Origin of the sequence: Micromonospora zingiberis (assembly GCF_004331455.1) — a bacterium.
In the GTDB taxonomy this organism is placed as follows: domain Bacteria; phylum Actinomycetota; class Actinomycetes; order Mycobacteriales; family Micromonosporaceae; genus Micromonospora; species Micromonospora zingiberis.
In genome coordinates this window covers 80,036-106,591 of record NZ_SJJR01000007.1, presented here as the reverse complement: position 1 = coordinate 106,591, position 26,556 = coordinate 80,036, and the positions used below count along the sequence as shown (strand labels likewise).

At 71.0% G+C, this 26,556-nt stretch carries 22 protein-coding genes and 2 riboswitches; of the genes, 12 read left to right on the top strand and 10 right to left on the bottom strand.

Going from position 1 to position 26,556, the window contains the following annotated elements:
• Positions 1-52: 52 nt before the first annotated feature.
• Positions 53-1,381 (bottom strand): MFS transporter, encoded by a 1,329-nt coding sequence (locus tag E0H26_RS12970; protein ID WP_131304002.1) that lies wholly within the window; start codon positions 1,379-1,381, stop codon positions 53-55.
• Positions 1,382-1,846: 465 nt separating this feature from the next.
• Between E0H26_RS12970 and E0H26_RS29870 the strand changes: the two genes are divergently transcribed.
• The 5 genes from E0H26_RS29870 to E0H26_RS12945 all read left to right on the top strand — a co-directional run bounded on the left by E0H26_RS29870 (position 1,847) and on the right by E0H26_RS12945 (position 7,261).
• A complete protein-coding gene (locus tag E0H26_RS29870; protein ID WP_240742129.1) occupies positions 1,847-2,311 on the top strand; it encodes a PfkB family carbohydrate kinase in 465 nt (154 codons plus the stop codon).
• A gap of 189 nt (positions 2,312-2,500) precedes the next feature.
• Positions 2,501-3,187 (top strand): GntR family transcriptional regulator, encoded by a 687-nt coding sequence (locus E0H26_RS12960; RefSeq protein WP_165521837.1) that lies wholly within the window; start codon positions 2,501-2,503, stop codon positions 3,185-3,187.
• Positions 3,184-4,062: a dihydrodipicolinate synthase family protein gene (locus E0H26_RS12955; RefSeq protein ID WP_206025050.1), complete on the top strand. Its 879-nt coding sequence runs from the start codon at positions 3,184-3,186 to the stop codon at positions 4,060-4,062. The genes E0H26_RS12960 and E0H26_RS12955 overlap by 4 nt, the downstream gene beginning before the upstream one ends.
• A gap of 35 nt (positions 4,063-4,097) precedes the next feature.
• A complete protein-coding gene (locus tag E0H26_RS12950) occupies positions 4,098-5,732 on the top strand; it encodes a fucose isomerase (RefSeq protein WP_131303848.1) in 1,635 nt (544 codons plus the stop codon).
• Positions 5,732-7,261, top strand: a complete 1,530-nt coding sequence (locus E0H26_RS12945; protein WP_131303847.1) for an FGGY-family carbohydrate kinase — start codon at positions 5,732-5,734, stop codon at positions 7,259-7,261. The genes E0H26_RS12950 and E0H26_RS12945 overlap by 1 nt, the downstream gene beginning before the upstream one ends.
• An 88-nt stretch (positions 7,262-7,349) precedes the next feature.
• Here E0H26_RS12945 and E0H26_RS12940 read toward each other — a convergent pair whose 3' ends face one another.
• The gene (locus E0H26_RS12940) at positions 7,350-8,576 is read right to left on the bottom strand and encodes a LacI family DNA-binding transcriptional regulator (protein WP_206025048.1); all 1,227 of its coding nucleotides are present in this window, start codon (positions 8,574-8,576) and stop codon (positions 7,350-7,352) included.
• A gap of 273 nt (positions 8,577-8,849) precedes the next feature.
• On the opposite strand from E0H26_RS12940, the gene E0H26_RS12935 reads away from it, so the two are divergent.
• The 6 genes from E0H26_RS12935 (at position 8,850) to E0H26_RS12910 (ending at position 16,137) form a co-directional block, all read left to right on the top strand.
• A complete protein-coding gene (locus tag E0H26_RS12935) occupies positions 8,850-9,776 on the top strand; it encodes a carbohydrate ABC transporter permease (RefSeq protein ID WP_131303846.1) in 927 nt (308 codons plus the stop codon).
• Positions 9,769-10,692 (top strand): carbohydrate ABC transporter permease, encoded by a 924-nt coding sequence (locus tag E0H26_RS12930; RefSeq protein ID WP_131303845.1) that lies wholly within the window; start codon positions 9,769-9,771, stop codon positions 10,690-10,692. Before E0H26_RS12935 ends, E0H26_RS12930 begins: the two co-directional genes overlap by 8 nt.
• Positions 10,693-10,725: 33 nt before the next feature.
• Positions 10,726-12,042 carry an ABC transporter substrate-binding protein gene (locus E0H26_RS12925; RefSeq protein ID WP_131303844.1) on the top strand — a complete coding sequence of 439 codons (1,317 nt, stop codon included), beginning with the start codon at positions 10,726-10,728 and terminating at the stop codon, positions 12,040-12,042.
• A 15-nt stretch (positions 12,043-12,057) separates the two neighbouring features.
• Positions 12,058-13,593: an FAD-dependent oxidoreductase gene (locus E0H26_RS12920; protein ID WP_131303843.1), complete on the top strand. Its 1,536-nt coding sequence runs from the start codon at positions 12,058-12,060 to the stop codon at positions 13,591-13,593.
• Positions 13,594-13,762: 169 nt separating this feature from the next.
• Positions 13,763-14,989 (top strand): DUF2786 domain-containing protein, encoded by a 1,227-nt coding sequence (locus E0H26_RS12915; RefSeq protein WP_240742128.1) that lies wholly within the window; start codon positions 13,763-13,765, stop codon positions 14,987-14,989.
• 275 nt (positions 14,990-15,264) lie between these two features.
• On the top strand, positions 15,265-16,137 hold the full coding sequence (locus tag E0H26_RS12910) for an oxygenase MpaB family protein (RefSeq protein WP_131303842.1): 873 nt from the start codon (positions 15,265-15,267) through the stop codon (positions 16,135-16,137).
• A 245-nt stretch (positions 16,138-16,382) separates the two neighbouring features.
• Here the strand turns inward: E0H26_RS12910 and E0H26_RS12900 are convergent, their stop codons facing one another.
• The 7 genes from E0H26_RS12900 to E0H26_RS12870 form a co-directional block, all read right to left on the bottom strand.
• Entirely contained in the window at positions 16,383-17,303 is a 921-nt protein-coding gene (locus E0H26_RS12900) for an ECF transporter S component (protein WP_240742127.1), read from the bottom strand.
• The gene (locus tag E0H26_RS12895) at positions 17,300-18,931 is read right to left on the bottom strand and encodes an ABC transporter ATP-binding protein (protein ID WP_131303841.1); all 1,632 of its coding nucleotides are present in this window, start codon (positions 18,929-18,931) and stop codon (positions 17,300-17,302) included. The genes E0H26_RS12900 and E0H26_RS12895 overlap by 4 nt, the downstream gene beginning before the upstream one ends.
• Positions 18,928-20,178 (bottom strand): CbiQ family ECF transporter T component, encoded by a 1,251-nt coding sequence (locus tag E0H26_RS12890; protein WP_206025046.1) that lies wholly within the window; start codon positions 20,176-20,178, stop codon positions 18,928-18,930. The genes E0H26_RS12895 and E0H26_RS12890 overlap by 4 nt, the downstream gene beginning before the upstream one ends.
• Positions 20,171-21,127 carry a hypothetical protein gene (locus tag E0H26_RS12885; protein WP_131303840.1) on the bottom strand — a complete coding sequence of 319 codons (957 nt, stop codon included), beginning with the start codon at positions 21,125-21,127 and terminating at the stop codon, positions 20,171-20,173. The genes E0H26_RS12890 and E0H26_RS12885 overlap by 8 nt, the downstream gene beginning before the upstream one ends.
• Positions 21,124-22,590, bottom strand: a complete 1,467-nt coding sequence (locus E0H26_RS12880) for a prenyltransferase/squalene oxidase repeat-containing protein (RefSeq protein WP_240742126.1) — start codon at positions 22,588-22,590, stop codon at positions 21,124-21,126. Before E0H26_RS12880 ends, E0H26_RS12885 begins: the two co-directional genes overlap by 4 nt.
• A 344-nt stretch (positions 22,591-22,934) precedes the next feature.
• Positions 22,935-23,423: a hypothetical protein gene (locus tag E0H26_RS12875; RefSeq protein ID WP_131303839.1), complete on the bottom strand. Its 489-nt coding sequence runs from the start codon at positions 23,421-23,423 to the stop codon at positions 22,935-22,937.
• Between the two features lie 36 nt (positions 23,424-23,459).
• Positions 23,460-24,503 carry a prenyltransferase/squalene oxidase repeat-containing protein gene (locus tag E0H26_RS12870; protein WP_131303838.1) on the bottom strand — a complete coding sequence of 348 codons (1,044 nt, stop codon included), beginning with the start codon at positions 24,501-24,503 and terminating at the stop codon, positions 23,460-23,462.
• A 100-nt stretch (positions 24,504-24,603) separates the two neighbouring features.
• Positions 24,604-24,792, bottom strand: a riboswitch (cobalamin riboswitch).
• Between the two features lie 127 nt (positions 24,793-24,919).
• A riboswitch (cobalamin riboswitch) is annotated at positions 24,920-25,136 on the top strand.
• A 117-nt stretch (positions 25,137-25,253) separates the two neighbouring features.
• On the opposite strand from E0H26_RS12870, the gene E0H26_RS12865 reads away from it, so the two are divergent.
• Positions 25,254-25,763, top strand: coding sequence for an acyl-CoA thioesterase (locus E0H26_RS12865; RefSeq protein ID WP_131303837.1), 510 nt, complete (start codon positions 25,254-25,256; stop codon positions 25,761-25,763).
• A 153-nt stretch (positions 25,764-25,916) separates the two neighbouring features.
• On the opposite strand, the gene E0H26_RS12860 is transcribed toward E0H26_RS12865, so the two are convergent.
• Entirely contained in the window at positions 25,917-26,543 is a 627-nt protein-coding gene (locus E0H26_RS12860) for a DUF1989 domain-containing protein (protein ID WP_131303836.1), read from the bottom strand.
• Positions 26,544-26,556 lie beyond the last annotated feature (13 nt).

The window sequence follows — 26,556 nt, the reverse complement described above, 5'->3', positions numbered from 1 at the left end:
ACGCACTGGTGCGACCAAGCGATCCACGCCGGGGCAGTGCGGGCGATCGTGTTCATGCGGGTTGTGGCCATCGGGTGTGGTGGCCGTCGATCACGACGCGGTGGGTGTGGACCCACGCGGCCCCGTCCCACGTGGCGTCGTCCAGGTGCTCGTGGTCAGTGCCAGCGCCGTGCCTGTGCCGGACGGTGACGGTGAGACCGGCTGGCCAGAGTCGGGCGGCGATGAATCCGGCCGTGAGCACCATGCCCGCGAGGAGCGTCCACGCTGCGGTGAAGCCTGCGGTTGCTCCGACCCAGCCGGTGAGGGGGTAGGTGATCAGCCAGCCGGAGTGGGACAGTGAGAACTGGGCTGCGAACAGGGCTGGCCGGTCGGAGGTGGCCGACGATGCACGCAGGATCCGGTTGATCGTGACCATGATGAGGCCGCCCGCGAAGCCGATGAGGAGCCACACGCAGATCGCGAGGGGCCACGACGGCACCGCAGACAGCAACAGTGCTCCCAGCATTGCGACCAAGGCCGTGGTGGTCCCGACACGTAGTGCGCGTCGTTCCTGAAGCCGGCGCAGCAGCGGCGGCGTTCCGAAGGCCGCCGTGACCGTTCCGAGGCCGGCGACGGCGAGCAGGAGTGGGACCTGTGATTCGGGGGCGTCCAGCAGGTCGCGTACGACGTTGACGGTGCTGACGACGGTGATGGAGCCCGAGCCGGCGACCACCATGTTCAGTGCCATCACCGCCCGTAGGCGCGGGGTGGCCGCGAACACGCGCAGTCCCGCCAACAGTCGCTCAGCAAACCGGATGCGGCTGCTGCGTCGTGCTCGGGGAACCACGGCTGCGCTCACGAACAGCGCCGACACGAGAAACCCTACGGCGGTCCCCACGAAAAGAAAATTGAAGTCGATGACGAGGAGCAGTCCGGCGGCGATTGCCGGGCTGGCGATGTTCTCCGCCGAAACGGCTACCTGCGACGCGGAGACCGCCTTCGTGTAGTCGTCCTCGTCTTCGATGACATCGGGGAGCACGGATTGGAAGGTGGGCGTGAACGTGGCCGACGCGGCCTGTAGTACGGCGATGAGGACGTAGACCTGCCAGACCGCGTCGACCCACGGCAGCAGCAGGACCACCCCGAGCCGGATCGCGTCAGCGCCCACCATCACCACGCCACGCGGCACCCGGTCCAGCCCTGCTCCGACCAGTGGCGATACGCACACGTACGCGACCATCTTGATCGCCAACGCGGTCCCGAGAACCTCGCCAGCCCGCGCCCCCGCGATGTCGTACGCGAGCAGGCCGAGAGCCACCGTCGCCAAACCAGTGCCGACGAGCGCGATCACCTGGGCAGCGAACAGCCGCCGGTAGGTTCTGTTGCCCAGTAATCCACGCACGGAATATCGGTCACCTTTCCCGCAGCGATTGCCAGGAGGACGATATTCGGCAAAGTCGAATGCGACAACGGTGCTATTGCAAGAACAGTGCAATGAGGAAACCCGTGCAATCACACATGATGCGCCGCTGCCGGACCACAGCAAAACGAGGCGGGGTCGGCGACCACGCCGCAGCGGATGTTCTTGACCGTCGGATTGCCCGCCACCACCATGGCAGCAATGGACGACGCAACGAGGTTGCGCTTCGGCCGACGCCGGCGGCACGGCCCGCACGCCACCCTGAGTCCGGTCTGGTCGACTGCGAGGGGCGCATACGTCAGCGCGCAGGAAGGCGAGGGCTGGCTTCGGCTGGGTTGTCCTCGTACCGCATCCGCTGCTTCAAGCCTGGCCCTCTCACCCGCCACCGAACTCACCGCCGACGACATCGACCACGCCGTCGCCAGTCTCACGACGTAAGCAGTGGTCGTGCAACTCGACCTGCCGCCCGAACCCGTAACCACGCTGCTGAGCCACCGCCGCGCACCGATCGTCATCGGCAACCTCGTTCCCCACCCCCAACTCGACCACAGCGTCCTGCAGCGCCTGGACATCCTCGTGGTCAATCAGCACGAAGCCGCCGCCATCCTCCGGAACACCACCGATGATCCCGTGATGGCCGCAGTCGCATTACGGCGCCTCGGCCCCCGTGCCGTCATCGTCACCGCAGGCCAGCACGGCGCCGCCTACGCCCATCCCGACGGAGTCGGCACCGCACCCGCACCCACCGTCCAGGCCGTCGACACCACCGGGGCCGGCGACGCCTTCCTCGGCAGCCTCGCCCTCGACCTCGCCCGCGACATCCCACTACCCGACGCCATCACCACCGCCGTCCGCACCGGCTCCCACACCGTTCAACACATCGGCGCCCACACACCGACCGACACGACCTAGACCGGCGCCGCGTACGGATACGCCGAGGTGCCCGCAGCCGGGGCTTATCGCTGCGAAGGCGCCCGTTGACGAGCCGTAGCCGGCCCACGGGTTCAGGTGCCGTGATGATCAACCGTGGGCGTCTCACGCTGCCCGTTGACCGTCCTCGCACCCGGGGTGTTAACTGTTAACAGTTTTCAGGAGGTGACAGTGTTCGACGGTAGGCCGATCCGGACGGAGTCGCTCGGTGAGCGACTCGCCACCGAGCTGCGGCGACGCATCATCGCCGGGGACGTGCCGACCGGCACCCGGCTGGTGGAGGAGGAGCTGGCCGAGTCCTTCCAGGTCAGCCGGGGACCGGTCCGGGACGCGATCAAGATCCTTCGGGCCGAAGGGCTGGTCACCGGCACCGGCCGGTACGCCGTGACCCGCTCGCTGAGCGCCGCGGACATCGACGAGCTGATGGCCCTACGGGAGTCGTTCGAACTGCTCGCCGCGGAGCGGGCCATCGCCGGGCACCGGGAGGTCCTCGCCGCCGCGCTGCGGGCCGCCCTGACGGAGATGGACGCCGCCGTGGCCGTACCCGACGCGGCTGCCTTCACCAGTGCGGACCTGCGGTTCCACAGCGCCTTCTTCGAGGTCGCCGGACTGACCCGGCTGAACGTGCTGTGGCACCAGTTCCGCCCGACCATCGAGGGACTGCTGCACGCCTCCGGCAAACGGCTCGACGATCTCGCCCCGTCGGCGCGAGAGCACCACGACCTCGCCGACCTGGCCGCCGCAGGCGACGTGACGGCGGTCAAGACCGAACTACACCGGCACCTACGGACCACCTGCGCGCGGCTACAGGCCACGGCCCCGGCACCCGCCACCTCAACGAAGGATTCGACACTGTGACCGCGTACCCCCAGGCGGCCCTGATCAGCGCGCTGCCCACGCTCTTCGACCAGCACGGCGCGGTCGATCTCGATGCCACCAAGGCCGCCTACGAGGGGCTGGCCGACACGCCGCTGGACGGCGTCTTCGTCGCCGGCACGACCGGCGAGTTCACCACCCTCAGCGACGAGGAGCGGCTGGCGGTCTGCGCGGTGGCCGGCGCCGTCTTCGGCCCGGAGCGGACCTACTGGCACGTCGGGGCCGCTTCCACCCACCAGGCCGGGCAGCTCACCGCGGCAGCGGTCGACCAGGGTGCCCGGCGGCTGGCGGCGCTCACCCCCTACTACTTCCCCGCCACCGAGGCCGCGCTGCTGAGGTACTACGACACGGTGGTGGCCCGGGCCGCCGGCATACCGGTGTACGGGTACGTGTTCGCCGAGCGGACCACCACCTCGGTTTCGCCGGAGCTGCTCGGTCGACTCGCCGGGACCGGGCTGGCCGGTGTGAAGATCAGTGGCGAGGGCAGCGCGGCGGTTGCCGCGTACCTCGCCGCCCTGCCCCACCCGCAGATCGAGGTCTACTCCGGCGCGGACCTTGAGTTCGCCGAGGTGGTGGGGATCGGCGCGACCGGCGTGGTGTCCGGTGTCAGCTCCGTGCTCCCCGCTCCCTTCCTGGAGGTACGCGACGCCCTGCGGGCCGACGACCCCGTGGCCCTGCGGGTCGCCCGGGAACGGGCTCGACGCGCCGTCGCCGCCACCCGGCACGGCAACCTCGCCCATCTGAAGGCGGTTCTGGAGCTGCGTGGCGTGGCCACCTCCGGCCTACGCGCCCCGCTCGACGGGATCTCGCCGGCCGACCGCCGTGCGTTGGCGGCCGACGTCGCCGACCTGTTGTGACCCCACCCCCTGCCCGTCCCGCAAGGAGACCCCTCGTGAGCACCTACCTGTTTCCCCCGCCGGCCGAGGAGATCAGCGCCGAACCTGGCGTCGTCTACACGGTGGCCAGCGGTGATCTGCGCCAGTCCGCGAACGTCACCTGCTGGCCGGCGCAGCGGCAGTTCGAGAACGACCTGGCGGCAGCGGTCGACGCTCTCGGCTGGCGGGTCCAGCGCGCGCACCCGGAGGACACCGGCGAGGGGCACGGCTTCATCGCCAGCCAACGCCAGGGCATCGAGGTCTTCCGCACCATCCCGCCGGACGCGCCGCTGATCGTCGCCGAGGCGGTCTGGCAGTACAGCCACCATGTGCTCGCCGGGCTGCGTACCCACCGGGGGCCGATCCTCGTGGTAGCCAACTGGAGCGGCCAGTTCCCCGGTCTGGTCGGCCTGCTCAACCTGACGGCGAGCCTCACCAAGGCCGACGTCGCGCACTCCATCCTGTGGAGCAAGGACTTCACCGACGACTGGGCGGTGCGCGGGCTGCGGACCTGGCTGGCGACCGGGATCCTGACCCACGACCTGAGCCACGTACGCGACCTGCCGCAGCTTCCGGCGGCCCCGGAGGTGGACCTGGGTCGGGCCCTCGCCGCGCAACTGCGCCGCGACAAGGCGATCATCGGTGTCTTCGACGAGGGTTGCATGGGCATGTACAACGCGATCATCGACGACGAGCTGCTCAACCCGCTCGGCATCTACAAGGAGCGGCTGTCGCAGAGCGCACTCGTCGCCGAGATGGCCCGGGTCGGCGACGACGAGGCACAGGCGGTGCGCGACTGGCTGGACGCCGCAGGGATGACCTTCCACACCGGTACCGACGAGGCGAGCGAACTCACCGACGCGCAGCTGCTCAGCCAGTTCCGCATGTATGTCGCCGCGCTGCGGATCTCCGACGACTTCGGCCTGGACGCCGTGGGCATCCAGTACCAGCAGGGGCTCAAGGACACCGTGCCCGCCAGTGATCTCGCCGAGGGTCTGCTCAACAACGTCGAGCGACCGCCGGTGCGCAGCCGTGACGGCGCCCGCGAGCTCTACCCGGGCCAGCCGCTGCCGCACTTCAACGAGGTCGACGAGGGCGTGGCCGTCGACTCGCTGGTGACCAACCGGATCTGGACCGCGATGGGGCTGGACCCGGCGACCACGCTGCACGACATCCGGTGGGGCGACGACCACGACGGGCGCTTCGTCTGGGTCATGGAGATCTCCGGTTCGGTGCCCGCGTCGCACAACGGCGGCTACCACCGCAGCTACAGCATGCGGCAACCGCCGATGTACTTCCCGCTCGGCGGCGGGACCCTCAGCGGGGTGTCCAGGCCGGGCGAGATCGTCTGGTCCCGGGTCTTCATCGCCGACGGGGTGCTGCACGTCGATCTCGGTCGGGGCACCGTCGTCGAACTGCCGGAGGAGGAGACCCGCCGACGTCTCGACGCGACCACTCCGCAGTGGCCGATCATGCACGCGGTGCTGCACGGGGTCGGCCGCGACCAGTTGATGGCCCGGCACAAGGCCAACCACCTCAACGTGGCGTACGGGCTCGACGCGGCCAGCGCCGACCGGGCCCTGCTGGCCAAGGCGGCGATGTTCGAGGCGCTCGGCGTGGTCGTGCACCTGTGCGGGGACGTGCGGATCTGATGGGCCCGCTGCTGATCGGCATCGACCTGGGCACCGGGAGCAGCAAGGGCGTCCTGACCGATCCCGAGGGGCGGGTGCTGGCCACGGCCGTGCGGCCCCGGCCGAGGTCGATGTCGATGCCCCGGGCGGGCTGGGCCGAGGTCGACGCCGAGGCGGTCTGGTGGGCCGACGTCACCTCGATCGCGGCCGAGTTGACCGGCCGCGCGGGTGGCGCGCCGATCGCCGCCGTCTGCGTCAGCGGGGTCGGCCCCTGCCTGGTGCTCTGCGACGCCGACGACCGGCCCGTGCGGCCGGCGATCCTGTACGGCGTCGACATGCGGGCCACCGCCGAGATCGACGAGCTGACCGACCGGTACGGCGCCGACGCCGTCCTGGAACGGTGCGGCGCGCCGATCACCACCCAGGCGGTCGGCCCGAAGGCGCTCTGGGTCCGCCGGCACGAACCGCAGGTGTGGGCACGGGCGCGTCGCTGGTACAACTCCAGTTCGTACGTGGTCGGCCGGCTCACCGGCGAGTACGTCATCGACCACCACACCGCCAGCCAGTGCGTGCCCTGGTACGACGTCACGGCCCGGCGGTGGCACGAACCGTGGTACGAGGAGATCGCGGCCGACCTGCCGGCACCCCGGCTGGCCTGGTCAGGCGAGGTGGTCGGCACGGTGACCGCCGCAGCGGCCGAGGCCACCGGTCTGCCGGCCGGCACGCCGGTCTGCGCGGGCACCGTGGACGCCTGGGCGGAGGCGGTCAGCGTCGGCGTCCGTACGCCCGGCGACCTGATGCTCATGTACGGCTCGACCATGTTCTTCGTGCAGATGCTGCGGGAGGCGGCCCGGCATCCGCAGCTCTGGAACACCGCCGGCGTCGCGCCCGGCGACCATTGCCTGGCGGCGGGAATGGCCACCTCCGGCAGCCTGACCAGTTGGTTACGTGACCTGGTGGGTGAGGTGCCGTTCGAGACGCTGGTCGACGAGGCGGCCGGAATCCCGCCGGGCGCCGACGGGCTGCTGGTGCTGCCGTACTTCGCCGGTGAACGGACGCCGATCTTCGACCCCGACGCCCGGGGCGTCATCGCCGGGCTCACCCTCCGGCACGGCCGTGGCCACCTGTTCCGGGCGGTGTACGAGGGAATCGCGTTCGGCATCCGACAGATCCTGGACCTGCTCGACACCGAGGCCAATCCGGTGCGCCGGCTGGTCGCGGTCGGCGGTGGCACCCAGGGCGGGCTGTGGACGCAGATCGTCAGCGACGTGACCGGACGCCGCCAGGAGGTACCCCGGGTGACGATCGGGGCCAGCTACGGCGACGCGTTGCTGGCGGCCATCGGGGCGGGCCTGGTGCCGCCCGAGACCGACTGGACGGTGCCGGGGCGACTCGTCGAACCGAACCCGGCGAACCAGGCCACCTACGATGCCCTCTTTCCGCACTACACCTCGCTGTATCCGAGCAGCCGACAGGAGGTACACGCGCTGGCCCGGCTCCAGCGGTTGGCCACGGTCGAGAACGGCCCCGCCGGGTCGCCGCCGGACTGACCTGTCGGCTACCCGGACACGAGGCGACATCAGCTCTGGAGGGCGCAGACCGGAAGCACGCCAGAAATCGATTTCACCGCGCGGGGGTTCACGTCGTGGCGCCCGGCCGGCGCGGCCGGGTCAACCTGCCGCGCCCGGTCGCACGCGCCTGGCCGGTCGCCTGCTCCCGGACCGGCGGCTGGCCGAGGCGGGGTGACTGCTTGGCGCCCACCACCGCGTCCGCCGCACTCGCCCGGCTTCCGGTCGGCACCGTCCGACCATCGGCCGACGCCGAACCGGTGGCCGAGGTCGCCGGAGCGGCGGTCGGGGTCGGTTCCGCCTCGGCGGTGCGGCGGGAACTGCCCCGGATCTGCAGCCGGGTCGGCAGCACGAGGCGTTGCGGCTCGATGTCGGGCGCGTGCCGCCGCTTGAGCAGCAACTCGGCGGCGGCCTGGCCGATCTCGTACGCCGGCTGATGCACGGTGGTCAAGGCCGGCCGGACCAGGTGCGACCAGAACGTGTCGCCGAAGGCGGCCAGGCCGATCGTCGGCGGTCGCAGGCCACGGTCGTAGAGCGCCTCCAGGGCGCCCGCCGCCATCAGGTTGTTGGTGGCCAGCACCGCGTCCGGCGGCTCGGCAAGGTCGAGCAGTTCACTCATCGCCTGGTAGCCGCCCCGGACCCGGAAGTCGGAGTAGATCACCCGGGGCCGCCGGCGCGGGGCCTCGCCCTCACGGTGGGCGCGCAGGAAGCCGCGTAGCCGCACCATCGCCGCCGACGAGGCGCGCGGGCCGGTGATGCAGGCGACCCGGCGGTATCCCTCGTCCAGGAGGTGCCGGGTGGCGGTGTACGCGCCGATCTCGTCGTCGGCGGTGACGGTGTCGATCGTCGCCGACTCCGGGGATCGGTCGACCGCGACGACCGGAACGCCCCGGTCCAGGAGGGCGGTGACATCGGTTTCAGCAAGCGAGGCCGGGAAGATGACGACGCCCGCCATGTGTTCGGCCAGGGCGACGTCGAGGTACTCCGCCTCTTTCTCCGGGTCGTCGTCGGCGTTGCACAGCACGACCGAGAGATTGCTGGCCCGGGCCACGTCCTCCACACCTCGGGCCAGCGCGGTGAAGAACGGGTTCTCGATGTCGGAGATGATCAGAGCGAGCACGTCGCTGCGCTGTCTGCGCAGGCCACGGGCCACCCGGTTGGGCCGGAACCCCAGCTCTTCGCAGACGGCCCGGACGCGGGCGGCGCGCTCGGGGCTGACGCTGCCGCCGTTGAGCACCCGGGAGACGGTGGCGGGCGAGACGTCGGCCGCCTTCGCCACGTCATAGATGTTGGCCATCGGGTACCCCTCTGGTTCGTCGAGCCACCGAGGGCTCTGCTCGCACGCGGTCAGGATCGCCTCTTGACACGGCCCTGACCGGGGGCGTTAACTCTTGCGAAACCAATCTGAAATCGATTCCAAGATAGTACCCCACAGCGCGTTCAGGAGGTACTCCTCAGTGGTCACCATTCTCCCGCAGCCACCGCCCACCGGTGGGGCTCCGATCGCCATCACGGTCGGCACCCTGGTCACCGGTGGTCTGGTCGCCGCTCACCGGTCGGGTGCACGCCGGTGAGCGCCACGTCCACAGTGGTCACGGCCGGCACGGATCACCGACCGTCGGCCGCCCCACCACCCGAGGGCGCTAACGCGGCCCGCCGACGCCGACTCGGCCCGGTGGCGCTCTACCTGCCGGCCCTGGTGCTCGTCGCGCTTGTCTCGGTCTTCCCGATCGCCTACGCGCTTCGGCTCAGCGTCTACCGGACCCGGGCCCTGCGCACGGTCGAGTTCATCGGCTGGGACAACTTCGCCACGGTGCTCGGGCCAGCCGGCTGGGCCGACATCGCCCGCACCTTCGTGTACGTCGTCGCCTCCCTCCTGCTGGCCGTGCCGCTCGGGCTCGCGCTGGCGGTCCTGCTCAACAAGCAGGTCCGGTTCGTCCGGCTGTTCCGGGTGGTCATCCTGCTGCCGTGGGTGGTCTCCCAGACCGTCGCGGCCCTGCTCTGGAAGTGGCTACTCAACGGCCAGTACGGCCCGCTGCACGGTCTCTTCGGCGGCGAGGGCCCACTCTCGTCGACGTGGGGCTCGATGGCGTCACTGATCGTGGTGAACGTCTGGCTCAGCTACCCGCTCGCCACGATCCTCTGCCTCGCCGCGCTACAGACCGTACCGGCCGAGCAGATCGAGGCGTCCCGGGTCGACGGCTGCACCCCACGTCAGTCGTTCTTCCAGGTCATCGTGCCGACGATCCGGTCGACGCTGCTGATCCTCGTGATCATGCTGACCCTCCTCTACTTCAACATGGTCACGCTGGTCTACACGCTCACCGGCGGTGGACCGTTCTCCGGCACGCAGGTGCTCAGCCTCAACGCGTTCCTACAGTCGTTCCAGTTCTTCAAGATCGGCGTCGGTGCCGCGTACAGCGTCGTGCTCTTCGTCCTCAACATCGTTTTCGGTGTGGCGTACATCCGGGTTCTCAAGGGGAAGAACGATGGCTGACACCCTGACCGGCACCGCGACCCCAGCCGGCACCCGGGCCTCCACGCCGAGCGTCGGCGCGGCGCGCGGCGCCGCCCGGTCCGCCCGCCGTCCGAGCCGGGTCCGGCGGGCCGGCATCTACCTCGGCCTGCTGGCTGCCTCCGGGTTCGCCGTCCTGCCGCTGCTGTGGGGACTGAGCACTTCGCTCAAGCCGGAGTCGACCGTACTGGCCACACCGGTGCGGTGGATCCCGGAACACCTCACCCTGGAGAACTACGAGGCGGTGCTGTTCCACTCCCAGATCCCGCTGAACCTGCTCAACAGCGTGATCGTCAGCGTCGTCACGGTCCTGGTCACCCTGATCATCGCCGTGCCGGCGGCCTACTCGGCGGCCCGCTACCGGTTCCGCGGCAAGGCCGGGCTGCTCTTCTTCATCCTGATGACCTCGATGGTTCCCGGCATCGCGGTCCTGGTGCCGCTCTACTACCTCGCCGTCAAGCTCGGCGTCTACGACACCTACCTCGTCATGATCGTCATCTACTCGGCCTGGCAGGTGCCGACCATCGTGTGGATCCTGCGCGGCTTCTTCGAGTCGATCCCGGTGGAGATCGAGGAGGCCGGGCGGGTCGACGGCATGTCGGCAGCCGGCGCATTCCTGCGACTGGTGCTGCCGCTGGCCAAACCCGGCCTCGGCGCCGCCGCCATCATCACCTTCGTCTACGTCTGGAACGACTACCTGATCGCCAGCACCTTCGTCAGCGATCCGGACCTGCGGCTGATCTCCGTCGGCCTCTACACCTACCTCACCCAGTACGGCACGGTCTGGGGCCAGTTGACCGCCGCGGTCATGGTCACCCTGCTGCCGATGATCATCGCTTTTGTCCTGTTCGAACGTCGCCTGGTGGCCGGCCTCTCGGCCGGCGCCAGCAAGGGCTGAACCTCACTCAGCCCCGAGCCCCTGGAGACCACAATGAGCATTCGTCTGGACCGGCGGCGGCTGTTGATGCTGGGCGCCGCCACCATCGCCGCCGCGGGTACCGGCAGCCTCGCCGGCTGCGGCTCCGACGACGCCTCCGGTGACGGAGTCGCCGACCTGCAACTCTGGACCTTCCTCGACCCGACCGGCACCGACCCGCGCGGCAAGGCGCTCCAGGAGATCGTCGACGGGTTCAACGGCAGCCAGAGCGCCGCCAAGGTCACCGTGACCAGCATCAACTACGCCAAGATCGACGGCGAGGTGATCCGGGCGGCCAACACCGGTGGCGGCCCTGACATCGTCAACATCTACCTCCCGCAGCTCGCCCAGCACGTCGAAGGCGGCAGCGTCCAGCCGATCGACGAGTTCGCCAAGGACTGGCTGGCCCAGGCCGGGTCCGACTACCTTTTCCCGGTCGACAGCGCCAAGATCGACGGTGAGCTGATGGCCCTGCCCTGGGAGTCGCGGGTCTGGTTGTTCTGGTACCGCAAGGACATCCTCGACAAGTACGGCGTCACCCCGCCGACCACTCTCGACGAGGCGGTGGCGGCCGGCGCAGCGGTCCGCAAAGCGTCCGGTAACAAGGTCACCGGCTTCGCGATCGGCCTCTCCGAGCAGTCCCTGGGCGCCGACTTCATGGAGAAGTTCGACCCGCTGACCGCTGGCTACGGAGGCGCGGTCATCGGCGCCGACGGCAAGGCGGCCTTCGCCGGTGACGCCGGCGTCCAGGCGATGGCGATGGTCAAGAAGTTCGCCGACGCCGGAGCCTTCGGCCGGGAGGTGCTCACCATGGGCGCCGACGAGGTGGTCAACGGGGTCAAGGCCGGCACCGTGGCGATGGCGATCGCGGGCAGCTTCCGGGTGGCCGCCACCCGCTCCGCCGACGGTGTCGGCGACAACCTCGTCACCAGCCCGGTTCCGGGGGTGACCGCGGGGCGCCGGCTGCCCACCGCCGTCGCCGGACAGACCCTCGCGATGGGCGCCAACACCGAGCACCCCGAGCAGGTGTGGGCGTTCATGCAGTACTACCTCAGCGCCGAGTCGCAGGCCAAGTTCGCCGCGGCCGGGGTGCTGCCGGTGCTCCGCAGCGTCTACGACCAGCCGGCGGTGGCCCAGGCGAGCAACGCCAAGGAACTCCTGGAGTGGCGCGACTACCTGGCCGCCGACGGAAAGGTTTCCGTCTACCCGCCCGACTACAGCGAACTCAGCACCAACCTGGTCAAGGCGGCCCAAAAGATGGTCTTCGACGGTGCAGCCATCCCCGCCGGGCTGACCGAGGTCCAGAACCAGTACAACCAGAACAGGAAGTGACCGGTGGATATCCGGATGCCTCAGCCCGATCCGCAGCGCTCGTACGACGTGATCGTCGTCGGAGGCGGACCCTCCGGCTTCATCGCCGCGATCGCCGCCGCCCGACAAGGCGCCCGTACGCTCGTGGTGGAGAAGTACGGCTTCCTCGGTGGCATGCCGACGAGCGCGGCACTCGGCCCGATCTCCCCGTTCCACTTCGGCGACGAACAGGTCGTGCAGGGCATTCCGCAGGAGTTCGTCGAACGGATGATGTCGATCGGCGGCAGCACCGGTCACCTGCGCACCACCAACCCGCACGGCAGCGGCGCCTACCTGTGCTTCTACGACCGTGAGGCATACAAGTGGGCGGCCCTCACGCTCGCCCTTGAGGCCGGCGTCGTGCCGCTGTTCCACTCGTTCGTCAGCGGCGTACTCAAGGACGGCGACAAGGTCGTCGGCGTCACGGTGACCAACAAGTCGGGCAACCTGGACTACCACGCGAAGGTCGTCGTCGACGCCACCGGCGACGGCGACGTGGCGGCGCTGGCCGGCGCCGAGTTCGTGCTGGGCCGGGGTGACGACCAGGTCGCCCAGCCCGGCACGATGATGTTCGACATGGCCGGCGTCGACACCCGGGCCGTGAAGGACTACATGGACGCCCACCCGGAGGAGTTCGAGTGGGCCTCCGAACTGGTCGCCGTCAAGCCGTACGCGGCCAGCCTGCCCCAGGACCACTTCGTCGGCCAGGGCTTCAGGTCTCTGATCCGGCAGGGCCTGGACTCCGGTGAGCTCTACCTCGGGCGGGACACGATCCTGTTCCTCACCACCACCCACCCCGGGGTGCTGCACTTCAACAGCACCCGGATCAGCGGCGTCGACGGCACCGACGCGGAGAGCCTGACCCGCGGCGAGATCGACGGCCGCCGCCAGGTGATGTCGCTCAGCGAGTACCTGATCAAGAACGTACCCGGCTTCGCGGACGCCCGGCTCATCGCCACCGGTGTACAGATCGGTATCCGGGAGAGCCGGCACATCCTCGGCGAGCACGTGCTCACCGGGGAAGAGGTGATGAGCGGCACCAAGGTGACCGACGTGGTGTCGCGCGGCTACTTCCCGATCGACATCCACAACCTCAAGGGCAAGGAGGGGTACGGCGCGGACGCGGACCAGGGCACCTGGGGCGACCTCGACGACTCGTACGACATCCCGTACCGCTGCCTGGTGCCGCGCCGGCTGGACGGCCTGGTCATCGCCGGCCGCGCCATCTCGGCCACGCACGAGGCGCACGGCTCGTTCCGGACCCAGGGCGGAGTGATGGGGATCGGCCAGGCCGCCGGGACCGCCGCCGCGGTCGCGGCACTCGACGGCGTGGAGCCCCGCAAGGTCGACGTGCCGCGGTTGCAGGCGGCGCTGGTCGGCCAGAACGCCTCGCTGCACCGCGACCCGGAGCAGGTCCGCCAGCAGCGACAGGCCGCCGTCGCGGCGGTCCGGCAGGCACTGGCCGAGGGGCGGATCTCCACCCAGTACCTAGCCGACGCGGGCACCTTCACCGGCACCGCGCCCCGGCTGTAGGAACCCGGCTCCGGCCCGGCCCGTACGGGCCGGGCCGGAGCCGTTTCGGCGGAAAGGCGGTATCCCAGCCGCCAGAAGCCCGCCACTCCGCCGGAACTGAGTTGATCAAACGGGTGGTCCTCCGGGCCACCGCCGATACTCCTGGGCCGGACTCCGTAGCCTTGTGCCGGTGACATCTGTGCGGGAGCGGATCAGGGCGGTTCTCGCCGGGACAGTCGACTACGAGGCGGCGCTGGACGCGCTGACGGTCACCCCGTCGGCCGAGGTCGACCCGGAACTGATGGCCGCGAAGGACGAGGCGTTCACACGGCTGTGGCGCGGCGGATGGCAACCGGCCGAGTTGCACCGGGTGGTCACCCGACGGGGCCGCCCACACCAGGCCGACCTGGTGACCGACGCGATCGCCGCGCACCTGCGACAGTTTCCCCGGGCCACCGTCGACGAGCGGTGGCAGGCGCAGGCGGACGTCCTCGGCGCGCGGATCTGGTGGACCGGCGACGCCACGTACGTCCACGAACTCGCGACCCGCTGGCGGCTCGACCGGGTGGCCGTCCTCGATCTGCTGTTGGGCCTGCTCGCCATCCTGGCCACGCTCCCGCCGATCGAAATGCTCATTGCCCCGCCCGGGTCCGCCGAAGCGCCGGCCGACGGGGCGAGCGCGGTCACGCCGTCCCGGATCGACGCCCGGCAACTGGACCGGGTACGCGCCCTGCTCGCCAAGGCCGAGTCCACGACCTTCCCGGCCGAGGCGGAGACGTACACCGCCAAGGCCCAGGAACTGGTCACCCGACACAGCCTGGACGAGGCGCTGCTCGCCGCCCGCAGCGGTGACGCGGCGCCGGTGATGCCGTACGCGCGGCGGATCGGCTTGGACCACCCGCACGACGGCGAGAAGGCGGCCCTCCTGGAGGCCATCGCCCAGGCCAACCGTTGCCACACGGTCTGGTCACCGGAACTGGCGTTCAGCACCGTCTTCGGCTTCGACACCGACATCGACGCGGTCGACCTGCTCTACACCTCACTGCTGGTGCAGGCACACCGGGCGATGGCCCGGGTCGAACCACCGGGAGGCAAGGCCGGCCGCAGCCGCCTGAGAGCGTTCCGCCAGTCCTTCCTGGTGGCGTTCACGGCCCGGATCGACGAACGACTCACCAGCGCGGCACAGCTCGCATTCGCGCAGGCCACCGGAGGCGGCGAGACCGGGGAGAGCGAACCGGCCGACCTGCTGCCGGTACTCGCCTCCCGGGACGAACAGATCCGCGAGACCATGCGGCGGGTCTTCCCCCACACCGTCCGTGCCCGGGCCACCCGGGTGGACAGCCACGAGGGCTGGACGTCCGGTCGGCAGGCCGCCGACCGCGCCACCCTGTCGACCGACACCACCCGCGGGCGATAGTCCTGCCGGGGTCAGGCCCCTCCCCCTTACCGCCCTGCGCGATATCGACCACGCGCCGACCCGCCGACTCGCCGGGATCCGCGACGCGACGCCACGCCGGTATCGTGGCCACACACCCGCAGCCCGCCCATGAGTGTGCACCGCCCGGACGGCGGCTACGCAGGTGAGGTCGCGTGGCTGACCCTCGTCACCGACGCCTACGCCCGATCACCCGTGGTGGCTCAGACACTCGCCGCTGAGCAGCCGCCGCAACCCACGGCAGGAGACGCCCGCCGATGAGAGGCCGCTACGAGAACCTGACCCGTACCCGCGCCCTGGATCCCGAGCAGGACTACCTGACGATCTACCAGACGATGCTGCGCTACGAGTTTGCCTGGGACATGAAGCTCGGCTTCAACCTCGCCTTCAACCGGTCCTTCTCCATCCCCGCCATCGCCGCCGTACACACCGCCACCGGCGAGCTGACCGAACACACCCAGAAGCGCCTCGACGACACCGGCCTCCTGATGTACGAGATGGTCCTCAACGGCTTCGACCAACCACGCGGCCGAGACGCCCTGCGGCGCGTCAACCAGATCCACCGCCCGTACGACATCGACAACGAGGACTACCTCTACGTCCTCGGCTGCCTGGTGGTGATCCCGACCCGCTGGCTGCAGCAGTACGGCTGGCGCCGCCCCTGCTGCCACGAGATCCGGGCCACCTATCTCTTCTACCGGGAACTCGGCCGGCGGATGGGCATCACCGACATCCCCGACTCCTACCAGGACTTCGATACCTGGTTCGACACCCACGACGCGGTCCACCTGCAACCCAACGACGACGCCGCGGCGATCGAGCGAGCCACCCGCATGCTGATGCTCAACCGGATCCCCACACCCCTCGCCCCACTGGGCAACGCACTGGTAAGCGCCATGTACGACGCCCCACTGCGGCGCGCCATGCGCGTCGACACACCGGCCTGGCCGATCCGGGCCGGCCTGCACCTGGCGCTGAAGACCCGCTCACGGCTCCAACGCTGGTTCGGCACGCCACCGACCACGCCACTGTTCGCCGACGGCATCACCACCAAGACCTACCCCAACGGGTACGACATCAGCCAGCTCGGCCCGCAGGAAACCCCTGCACCTCGCCGGCCGAGCAGATGACCGGCTGCCAGCCGCCGCGGTCCCCCGCAGCAGCGCTTCTCGGCCCTCATGTTCGGTTCGCTCGGCTTCCGTTCGCTCGGCTTCCGTTCGCTCGGCTTCCGTTCGCTCGGCTTCGGTTCGCTCGGCGGAGTCGCGGGGTGCCGCGCAGCCGCTAGCGGAAGGGGGCGGCGGCGTGACGTGGTGAGGCGGTCGTCCGATGTCGGTCGCCAAGGGCCCGCGCCGGGCACAGAGCGCGAAACTGTCGGCTACCGCCCGGCCGGCGAGGGGGGTGGCGAGGGATCACCCTCGATGCGAGGCTGCTGTCCGGTGTCCCGCAGTCGCATGCGGGACCCGACATCCGTCCCGGACGCGCTCGGTGCGGGCCCGCGTGTCGTGGCGAAGGTGACCGGTGCGTCGAAGGCGGCGCGGCGGGCGGCGCGGCGAAGTGCGGCCAGGACGGCGGGTCCGACCAGGACGATCGCCATGGCGGTGGTGATGGCGCGGCCAGTGTCCCAGCCGAAGGTGGAGGTTACGGCCGTGAAGACCGCGAAGCGGTGCAGGTTCTCCAGCACCGGCGCCCCGGCAACGTAGGAGAGCTGGGTGTCCGCGCCGGTGCTGAACGGCCAGAACCACAGGTTCATCAGCAGCCCGTAGCCGTAGGCGGCGATCGCGCCGTAGCCGGCCAGCACGGCGATCTCCGCCCGGCCCCGCAGCCGAGCGGGCAACAGGCCGGCACCGAGACCGATCCACGCGGCAGCCAGCATCTGGAACGGCAGCCAGGGGCCGACACCGGCGGTGAGCAGGGCGGAGGCGAACAGCGAAATGGCGCCGAGCAGGAACCCGAAGCCGGGCCCGAACACCCGGCCGGCGAGGACGAGCAGGAAGAACACCGTCTCGATCCCGGCGGTGCCGGCGCCGAGTGGACGTAAGGCGGCGTTGACGGCGGCGAGCACGCCGAGCATCGCCAGGGCCTTGCTGTCGATACCGCCGGAGCTGAGTTCGGCCAGGACGAGGGCCAGCAGGACCGGTAGTACGGCGATGAAGACCAGTGGCGCCTCAGTGGTGCGGGCCATGCTCTCGGGTTGGGCGGGCACGAAGAACGGCCAACTGAAGGTGGCCAGCGCGGCGACGGAGGCCAGGGCCAGGACGACGGCGGTGCGCGGGGCGACCCGCAGGGCGGTCGTCATCCCGGTGTTCCGGCGTCGGCCAGCGCGGTGGTGACCTGGTCCACGGTCAGCCAGGGCTCGGGTGCCATGACCTTGGCAACCTGCGGGGCGAACGCGGGTGAGGCGAGCATGACCTCGGCGGCGGTACCGTCGGCCACGATCTCCCCCTGTGCCATGACGACGACCCGGTCGGCGAGCGTGGCGACGAGCTCGACGTCGTGGGTGGCGACCACGACCGCCCGGCCTTCGCCGGCCAACCGTCGGACAACGGCGGCGAACTGCCGTTTGGCGAGGTAATCGAGTCCCCGGGTGGGCTCGTCGAGTAGCACGACCGGTGGTGCGGCGGTGAGTTGAACGGCGAGAGCGAGGGCCAGCCGCTGCCCTTCCGACAGGTCACGCGGGTGCTGGTCGCCGGGCAGCCCCGGGGTGAGCTGGTCCAGCAGTGCCCGGCACGTGCCTGCGGGTGCATCGGACTCGCGGTCGGCCTGGGCGCACTCGGCGTCCACCCGCTCCAGGTAGAGCAGGTCCCCCGGAGTCTGCGGGACCAGTCCGACCTGTCGTCGGGCGCGGCCGGCGGGAAGTGTCTTCGGGTCGATGGCGCCGTCGGGGCCGGTGACGGTGACCGTTCCGACCTGTCGGGGGCCGCTGCCCTGCAACGCCCAGAGCAGGCTGGACTTGCCGGAACCGTTGCGGCCCATCAGCGCGACGACCTGGCCGGCGGGCAGGTCGAGGTCGACGCCGGCCACGGCGACGGTGCCGGGGTAGCGGACCACGATCTTGCGGGCGGTCAGCGCCGGGGGGCCATCATGTGCCGGCGCCGTCGGCGGTGCAGTGGCGTCAGCGAGCCGCTGCCGGAGGTTCGCCGCCCGGCGGCGGGCATCGCGGACGGACAACGGCAAGGGTGCCCAGCCTGCGGCACGGCCCAGTTCGACAAGGGGTGGGGCGAGGTCGATGTCGGCGAGGACGGCGGCCGGTTCTCCGTCGACGACCGTGCCGTCGCCGGGAAGGTAGAGCAGCCGGTCGGCGTACTGCACGACACGTTCGAGACGATGTTCGGCGACGACGACGGTGACACCGAGGTCGTGGACCAGGCGGGTGACGGTGGCCAGCACGTCCTCCGCCGCGGTGGGGTCCAGGGCGGAGGTCGGCTCGTCGAGGACGAGTACCTGCGGGTGGCTGGTGAGCACCGCGCCGATGGCGACCCGCTGCTGCTGCCCGCCGGACAGTGTCCGCAAGGGGCGGTCCCGCAGCTCGGCGATGCCCAGCAGGTCGAGGGTTTCCTCGACGCGCTTACGCATGACCGACGCGGGCAGGGCGAGTTGTTCCATGCCGTAGGCCAGTTCCTCTTCGACGGTGTCGGTGACGAAGCCGGCGAGGGGGTCCTGGCCGACGACTCCGACGACGTCGGCCAGGTCGCGTGGAGGATGACTGCGGGTGTCGCGCCCCTGCACGGTGACGCTGCCGTACAGGGTGCCGCCAGTGAAGTGCGGCACCAGCCCGTTGATGGCCCGCAACAGGGTCGACTTGCCGGCGCCAGTACGGCCGGCGACCAGACACAGCTCCCCCTCGGGGATGTGCAGGTCCACCTCGCGCAGCATCGGTTCGCGGGCCTCGGCGTAGTGGACGGTGACCCGATCGAACTCGATCATCGTGGTGTCTCCGGCTGCCTGGTGTCGCGCCTCGGCGCGCTGCGGGTCGTGCCGTCCGGTGGATTGGGCGCCGACTCAACGGCGGGCTTCGCCGCCAGCGCCGGCGGCGGCGCCAGCCAGGCCGGGGCCACCGCGACCACGATGGTCAGGAGCATCAGCGGGGTCAGCTCGGGCCAGGTGAGCGGGCTGACCGGCGGGTAGAGCCGGTCCGGGTCCGCGGATCCGGCCGCCATCATCGCTGCGGCAGTGGCCGCCCCGCAGCCGGCAACAGCGAGTTCCGTGATCCGCCAGCGGTCCGGCCGGTAGCGGCTACGGTGGACCCGACGGCCGGCCAGCAGCATCCCGACGACGGCCGTTGCCAGGGCGGCGAGCAGCATCGGCAGGCCGAGGTAGCCGGGCACGGTGGCATCGAGCAGCCCGTACGTGCCGACGCAGACACCGACCAGTCCGGCGAGCACCAGCCCGCCGGTGAGGGCACGCTGGCCGGCCGGGATCGCGGCGGTACGGCCGTAGCCGCGTGAGTCCATCGCCGCCGCCAGGGCCAGGGAGCGGTCCAGGGCGTCGGCCAACACCGGCAGAGCGATCCCCCGCAGGGCACGCAGACCCTGTCCGGCGGCGCCACGCAGCCGTCGTGCCCGGCGTACCCGCAGCACGCTCTCGACCAGCTGCGGGGCGACCGACAGCGCGACCACCACTGCCGTGCTGACCGCGTACAGGGCACCGGGGACCGCCTTGAGTAGGCGTTTCGGGTTGGCCAGAGCGTTGGCGGCACCGAGGCAGACGAGCATCGCCGCCAGGCGCAGTCCGTCGTAGAAGCCGCCGAGCAGTTGTTCGGCGGCGACCGGGCCGAACAATCGGATGCCGGCCGCCCAGGCGGGCAGCGGGATCTCCGGCAGGTGAAGCAGGACGTGCTCGCCCTGTCCGCCGCCGAAAACGAGGCGGAACACGACCCGCATGGCCACGATCACCGCACCGAGCACCAGGTACAGCCGGAACGCGAACGCCCAGGGAGCGTTACCGCGGCGGCGGACGACCACCAGCGCGGCGGCGGCGATGAGCAGCGCCAGCGGCAGCGGATTGGTGGTGTGGCTGGCCGCGGTCGCCAGGCCGAACGCCCACAGCCACCACGCGCCCGGATGCAACGCCCGGGGTAGCCGCCCGGTCCCCGTCATGGCGGACCGGGCGTCCTGCGGTGCCTCCGCCAGCCGCGGGGAAACGCCGCTGCCGGCGGGGCTCCGATCAGTCATCCGGCTCGACGCTTCGCCGACGGCGGGCCGCGACGATCCCACCGCCGGCAAGCGCGACCAGCAGGAGCAGCCCGGCCAGGGTGCCCACCGGAAGCCCACCGGCGTCACGGGTGGCGCTGACCTCGGTCGGTGGGAACGCGTTCGTCGACTCGTCCGGAGGTGTAGCGGGGGCGACCCCGGGCGGCAGGACACCAGCGCCTGTCGTCGGTGCCTCCGCCGTGGGGACAGGCGGGCTGCCGGCCAGGGTCGAGCCACCTGCGGTGGTAGCTGACGGCGGCCCGGCCATGCCGGTCGGTGTGTTTCCGGACGGCGCGGCAGGTCCACCGGCGGCCGGTGGTGGGGCGGTCGGTGGCAAGGAAGGACGGGGTGGGGACCCCGGTGGCGTGGTGCGCGGTGGCGGTGCCGGTGGCGTGGTGCGCGGTGGCGGTGCCGGTGGCGTGGTGCGCGGTGGCGGTGCCGGCCGGGTGGGCGCCACCCCTGGTCGGGGTGCGTTGTCCGTGTTGCGGTTGAGGGAGAACGACCAGCCTTCGAAGCTGCCCGCCGGTGGTTTGCGGTTGAGCACACCCTTGTCGCTGTAGGTCCAGCTGCCGCCGTTGGGTGCGTGCCAGTACGACCAGTAGGCGCTGGCCGGAGGTGTGTCGACGCACTTCTCCTCGCTGGCCGAGGGTTTGCCCTCGATCCGGCAGATGAATCCCTCGCCCCAGCGCAGCGTGCCGGCTATCTGGAAGCCGGCGTTCTTCAACGCCGCGAGGCCGGTGGCCTGGTCGCCTGGGGCACATCGGACGACCGTGCCGCCGCCGAGTTCCTTGAAGTCCACCACGACGGTGACGCCGCCGCTGTCCGGGCAGTACCCGGCGCTGCCGGCAGCCGCCGCCGGTACCGGTCCGACCAGGACGCTGGCGCCGGCCAGGGCGAGAACGAGCGAGGCCCGGGCCGCCCGGGTCCTCATGTGGCCCGCCGGCGGCCGAGCACCAGCAGCACCGCTCCCCCACCGAGCAGCAGCAGCGCGGTGAGCACGTACCCGCCGATCGCCACTCCGGTGGTCGGCAGGCGACCCGGCCCGCCCGCGGCGGGACTGGTGGCAGAGGAGGTGGGAGTCGGCGCGGTCACGGTAGGCGTGGGCGTGGGCGTGGACGGCACGGCGCTCGGCGTCGGACCGCCGGTGGGCGAGGTGCTCGGTGTGGGCGACACGGTCAGAGTCGGTACGGCGGTAGGCGTGGGTGACCTGGTCGGCGACGGTGGCGCGGTTGGCGTCGGTGGCCCGGTTGGCGACGCGGTGGGCTCGCCGGAGGGCGGAAGATCGAGGCCGATCCGGCCCAGCGGTATTTGGGCCAGTCCAAGGAGCGCCTGCGCGGTGGCGCGGCGCCACTGGTCCCGGAAGTTCTCGGCGATCCCGTCGCGGACCGCCTCGGTCAGTGCGTCACTGGCGTAGGCGATGGCGCCGGCGTCGGCCGCCGCGGCTCCAGCGTTGGCGGCGGTGAGCTGCAGCGCCGCCAGGGCCGCTGCGGCCCGTGCCGCCTCGGCGTCGCGCCCCGCCGCAGCGAGGGCCTGCCCGGCCAGGCCGGTGCTGTTGGAGTTCGCGCCGCTGGTCGGCCCCGACCCGCCGAACGACCCGTCGGCGCGTTGCTGCGCCACCAGCCAGTCCGCGCCGCGCTGTGCGGCCTCGTCCGCAGCGGTGGCGCCGGCCGCGAGCAATGCTTGGACGGCCATGGCGGTCGAATCGACGTCGAGGGTGGCGTTGCCCTGGGCATCGCAGGAGGCCGACGGCGCGCCGTCGGCATCGGGGTAGAGCCGGAAGCCGCCGGCCGTGCACTGCTGCCGGATGAGGAAGTCGACGGCCTCTTGCGGCGTGCCGCCGCTGCGGGCCAGACCCAGCACGGCAAAGGACTGGTCGAAGGTGTTGCTCGGGTCCGGGCCGGTCGCCTCGGTGGTGCGGCTGGTGATCCGGCCGTGCTGGTGACCGGTGCCCGTCCCGGAGAGCAGGGTCAGGGTTTCGGCGCGTAGGTCCCAGCCGCCGAAGTCGGTGGGGTCGGCGCCGGCGGCGGAGGCAACGTAGAGCAGTTTCGCGGTGGCGCCACCGTCGGTGAAGCCCTCGATGCCCCAGTCGTCGTAGCTGTTGTAGGACCGTACGTGCGCGGCAATCTGCGCGGTCGCCGCCTGTCGAGTTGCGCCAGCCACACCAGCGGCGGTGAGGGCGATCACTCCGTCGATGCTCAGCCCCCAGTCCTCGGGAGTGAACGGGCCGGGCAGCACGCCGTCGGCGTACTCCCCCGCGAGCCAGGTCGCGGCATCACGCGCGGCAACGGCGTGAGTCGGCGACGGCGCGGCACCCACGCCGAGGGGGGTGGCTGCGAGTACGACAAGTGCGGTGGCGGTGACGGCGCCGACGCGCCGGAGCGCAAACGTGGGCAAGGGGGTGCCTTTCGCAGAGCGGTCGGTGAAAGCTCCGGAAGGCACCGGCGGCGGCATCCGCTCGCGTGGCCGCGAGGAAATGCCGTAGCTCGATTGCCCGGACTCCACCCTGTAGACCTCGACAGTGGAAGCCGCTCGTCCTGTGCGGGGCATTCCGGCTCGCGAGACAGATCTCGCTCACGGTTGCGGGTCAGCGCCGGCTTCTACCGGCTTCCCCCCATACAGGACGTATTCAGTTGTGCACCCGGCGCACCGGGTGTCGTCACCGTACCGCCCGGTCGCCTCTCGGCGCCAGCGTGGCGAGCGACACCCGGCACGTCAACGGCTCATGCAGGGTACACAGGTCAGGGGGCGGTAATGCTGGGTGCCGTGCCGGAGCCGAAGGACCAGCCCTCGACCGTGCCGGGCGCCGGGTTGTAGCTGGTCGCCCCGAGCGTGCTGTACGTCCAGGAGGCGCCACTGCCGGACGCGTGCCAGTACGACCAGTACGCGCTGGCCGGCGGGGTGTTGATGCAGGGTTCCGTCGCGGCGGTCGGCTGACCGTTGATCCGGCAGACGAAGGCCAACCCCCACCGCTGCGTACCGGCCACCGTGAAACCGGCGCCCTGCAGGGCGGCCAGCCCGGTGGCGGGGTCACCGAGCGCGCAGGCGACCTGGACGCCGCCGCCGAGCGGGCCGTAGTCGACCACCACCGTGACTCCGGACGTGCCGGTACACGCGGCGGCCTGCGCAGCCCGTGGAGACGGCTCGGTAGCGATCAGCCCGACGGCGGCGACAGCCGCCACCACGAGGCCCGCGAGCCATCGACGGACGGGATCATGGACCTGGGACATGAGTACTCCTTGGGATGGGACGGAATCTGTCGCCGGTCAGTGGCAGGGCAAGGTGGGTGCGCCGGTGGTCGCGGTGGTGGTGGAAAGCCGGGCATATCCGGTGCCGGTCAGGCCGAGCAGCGCCTGGGCGGTGGCGCGGGTGGCGGTACTGGAATCGAAGAGGCCGCCGTCGAAGTCCACCGCGCCCCGGTCGGCGACCGGGCCGGCGCAGCCGATCTGTAGACCGGCCAGGAACACCCGGGCCCGCGCCCAGGCCAGCGACCGTCCACCGTCACGCAACGCCTGGGCTGCCAACCCGGTGCTGTTGGCGTTCGCGACGCCATCCGCGTTGGTGAACCCGCCGTCGGCGCGCTGGACGGAGACCAGCCAACGCAGTCCCGCGGCGGCATCAGCCCTGCGGCCGGCGGCCCGCAACGCCTGCACCGCGATGGCGGTTGCGTCCACATCGGAGACACAAACCGGCTGCGCCGGCAGCAGCGGAAAGCCGCCGTCCGGGCACCGGGTACCCGCCAGCCAGCCGGCGGCGGCCGCCGGCACGCCGTGCGCGGTCCGGTCCAGCGCGAGAATCGCGAAGGACTGGCTGAACGCGTTGCTGAAGTCACCCCACGCGGACCGGTCGGTGAACCGGCCGCCAGGCGACTGAAGCGACCGCAGCCGGGCGATGAGATCCACACCGCCCATGTCGGTCGAGTCACCGCCGCGGACCGCCACGGCGAGAGCGAGCTTGGCGGTCGCGCCCGCGTACGCCTCGGTGACACCGTCACCGAGGTAGCCGTCGCGCACATCCGGCCGGGTAACCCACGCCAGGGCCCGAGCGCCGAAGTCTTCGGCGACACCGCCGGCGGCGAACGCGAAGACCGCATCCAGGGTCAACCCCTGGTCCGGGTACGCGACGCCGCCGAAGACAGCCTCGAAGCGTTCCCCGTCGACAAGTTGTCGGGCCAACCAGCCGGCGGCCGCATCGGATCGGACGGCGCCGACCTGCGTGGGTGTGGCGATCGCCGGTGTGGCGAGAGTGAGAGCGGCGAGTACACCGCAGAACAGCGCGAGCAGGCGGTGCCGGCTCAGGCGAACGACCATCGGAAGCGCCTTTCCGGCCCGGCGGTCGTCAGAAACCCGGCCCGCCCGGCAACGGCGCGGCTGGCCGGCCTCCGACCCGTGGGCCACGACGGGTGAGGAGCAGAAACTCGCGGGTACGGCAGGTATTCGGACTCGCCGCCGGGATTGCACCCAACGACCTACCGTTGCGGGCCAGTGCCGGACTTCGACCGGACTTCCCCCGCACGCACACGCGGTTGTTCAGTTGTCGCGCCAGTCTCGCCCCCCACACAGCCACTGTCAATCCGCGACCAACCGCGCACGGTATGCAACGGCGACACGGCCGTCGACCAATCGCGGCCACGATCCACGGCCAAGACCGGCGGACGGCGACGGAGAGATCGAGACAACCCACCGCAGGCACCCCTGGCCCGCCGGTCGTCTGACCAGATCAGGATAGGCTGGCCGACGGCGCTGGTTCGCCCGACTGTTACCGGTCGAGCGTCGTAAGAGGGAACCCGGTGGAAATCCGGGACTGCCCCGCAGCGGTGAGTGGGAACGACCGCCGTCACCACGCACTGGGCCGCAAGGCCTGGGAAGCGACGGCCAGTAGGAGACCGGCCGAGTCCGGTCCCGCCCACGAGTCCGAAGACCTGCCCGCGCTGCGCACACAAGGTGTGTGCGCAGCCGTCGACCTCGAGGGCGGGTCGGGCGGGTGACGCGCCGAAACAGCGTGTTCCTCGACGTGCGCGCCCACGGATCGGTGGCATCCTTCCCGAGGACGGACGCCCCATGCACGACACCACGCTCGCCGGCCGACCACCGTCGGCCTCCCACCTGACCCTGTCGCAGATCATGGACCAGCACCACACCAACCTGATGGGCACAGTCCACGGCGGCCGGATCCTCAACCTCATCGACTCCGTCGCCGGAGTGGTCGCCGCCCGGCACTCCGACGGCCCGGCAGTCACCGCCGCCATCGACGAGACCGCCTTCCTCCGCGCGGTCCGCGTCGGCGACGTCGTCCACGTCGATGCCCACATCACCTGGGCCGGACGCAGCTCCATGGAGGTCACCGTCAAGGTCACCGCCGACCGGTGGGACCGAGCGGTACCACCGACCGACGTGGCCACCGCCCACCTGGTCATGGTCGCCGTCGACGACGAGGGCCAACCCCGGTCGGTGCCGCCGCTGCTACCCCAGACCGACGGCGACCGACGCCGCTACCGCGAGGCGCAGATCCGCCGCGAGCACCGACTGGCGCTGCGCCAAGCCCTGCTCGACGGCACCGAGGGACACTGAGACGCGCTCGGACCTTCTCCACGGCGGCCTCGCGGAGGTCCTGCAGGGCGCGGTGCGCGTTACCGGCGACGAGATCGAAGATCGCCTCGCACGTCAGCCGAAGATCGGAGGGTCGCGTCCGGCAACCCGGCCGGACCGATCCCCGGGAACCTGTCATGCCTGTTCGACGGTCACCGACATGGTGGTCGGGTTGAAGGCGTTGCACGGGTTGTGCTCCTCGGGACAGTTGGAGAAGCCCAGGTAAAGCTCGTCGAGCACCTCGAAGACGATGCTGTCGCCGGGCTTGGTGGTGGGCTCGACGATCTCCATCCGCCCGTCCGGATGGTGCAGGATGTTCATGAACAGCGATATGCACTGATCCGGGTTGATCTTGGTGACGTCGAGCCCGAGTTCGGCCCAGTCCCCGGCCAGGTTGTCCAGACAACCCCAGGTGTCCTGGACGGCGTACCGGAAGGCGTTGGAGTACCTCGTGCAGTATCCGCCGGTCATGTTGTGGATGCCGTTGTCGTCGTGGACGACCTTCAGCATCGGGCGGCACTTGTCGCTGTAGATGGTGTGGCCCTGCTGGAGATCCCACCGCCCGGAGCTGACCCGGGTGAACATTGCCGACAGTCGCTCGTCCGGGTCGGCGACCATCGCGGCGATGAAGTCCATCACCTGCTGTCCCTCAAGGTCGGTGACGGTGATCCGCTGGCCGGGGCGCACCCGCAGCGCCAGCCGGCCCTTCGGCGCCAGGACTGTGGTGCCCGGGCTCGCCCACCGTGTGTGCGTACCGCTCATCGAAATCTCGTTC

Excerpts from the sequence above, each read along its gene's own strand:
- E0H26_RS12860 (WP_131303836.1), bottom strand. The coding sequence starts at position 26,543 with ATGAGCGGTACGCACACACGGTGGGCGAGCCCGGGCACCACAGTCCTG.
- E0H26_RS12930 (WP_131303845.1), top strand. The coding sequence starts at position 9,769 with ATGGCTGACACCCTGACCGGCACCGCGACCCCAGCCGGCACCCGGGCC.
- E0H26_RS12865 (WP_131303837.1), top strand. The coding sequence starts at position 25,254 with ATGCACGACACCACGCTCGCCGGCCGACCACCGTCGGCCTCCCACCTG.
- E0H26_RS12870 (WP_131303838.1), bottom strand. The coding sequence starts at position 24,503 with ATGGTCGTTCGCCTGAGCCGGCACCGCCTGCTCGCGCTGTTCTGCGGT.
- E0H26_RS12940 (WP_206025048.1), bottom strand. The coding sequence starts at position 8,576 with ATGGCCAACATCTATGACGTGGCGAAGGCGGCCGACGTCTCGCCCGCC.
- E0H26_RS12885 (WP_131303840.1), bottom strand. The coding sequence starts at position 21,127 with ATGAGGACCCGGGCGGCCCGGGCCTCGCTCGTTCTCGCCCTGGCCGGC.
- E0H26_RS12920 (WP_131303843.1), top strand. The coding sequence starts at position 12,058 with ATGCCTCAGCCCGATCCGCAGCGCTCGTACGACGTGATCGTCGTCGGA.
- E0H26_RS12890 (WP_206025046.1), bottom strand. The coding sequence starts at position 20,178 with ATGACTGATCGGAGCCCCGCCGGCAGCGGCGTTTCCCCGCGGCTGGCG.
- E0H26_RS12945 (WP_131303847.1), top strand. The coding sequence starts at position 5,732 with ATGGGCCCGCTGCTGATCGGCATCGACCTGGGCACCGGGAGCAGCAAG.
- E0H26_RS12925 (WP_131303844.1), top strand. The coding sequence starts at position 10,726 with ATGAGCATTCGTCTGGACCGGCGGCGGCTGTTGATGCTGGGCGCCGCC.
- E0H26_RS12900 (WP_240742127.1), bottom strand. The coding sequence starts at position 17,303 with ATGACGACCGCCCTGCGGGTCGCCCCGCGCACCGCCGTCGTCCTGGCC.
- E0H26_RS12910 (WP_131303842.1), top strand. The coding sequence starts at position 15,265 with ATGAGAGGCCGCTACGAGAACCTGACCCGTACCCGCGCCCTGGATCCC.
- E0H26_RS12875 (WP_131303839.1), bottom strand. The coding sequence starts at position 23,423 with ATGTCCCAGGTCCATGATCCCGTCCGTCGATGGCTCGCGGGCCTCGTG.
- E0H26_RS12895 (WP_131303841.1), bottom strand. The coding sequence starts at position 18,931 with ATGATCGAGTTCGATCGGGTCACCGTCCACTACGCCGAGGCCCGCGAA.